Genomic DNA, 264 nt, shown 5'->3' with positions numbered 1-264 from the left:
TCTACTCTCCCAGAACCCTGCGGTTCAAGTACCATCGACGCTGGARGGCTTAACGGTCGTGTTCGAGATGGGAACGCGTGGATCCCYTCCGCCATCATCACCAAACAGTCAAAGCGTTTGTTTGCGCCTTGAAAACTAGATACGAAACTTGCGTAAAGTGAACWTGTAGGTTTATTGGTTAAGCCCTCGACCGATTAGTATTCGTCAGCTGCATACGTTGCCGCACTTCCACCTCGAACCTATCAACCTCGTCGTCTACAAGGG

At 50.6% G+C, this 264-nt stretch carries 2 rRNA genes (1 of these 2 only partly in view); both read right to left on the bottom strand.

From position 1 onward, the window contains the following. Positions 1-105: ribosomal RNA gene (rrf, locus tag ASG89_RS15835) — 5S ribosomal RNA — on the bottom strand; it reaches 11 nt to the left of the window's first position. A 69-nt stretch (positions 106-174) separates the two neighbouring features. Next, positions 175-264 (bottom strand): 23S ribosomal RNA (locus ASG89_RS15830); the annotation flags it as partial.

It is taken from the genome of Paenibacillus sp. Soil766 (genome assembly GCF_001428105.1).
Lineage (GTDB): Bacteria > Bacillota > Bacilli > Paenibacillales > NBRC-103111 > Paenibacillus_E.
The sequence above is the reverse complement of the archived record's forward strand: the minus strand, read 5'-3'. Positions and strand labels throughout refer to the sequence as shown.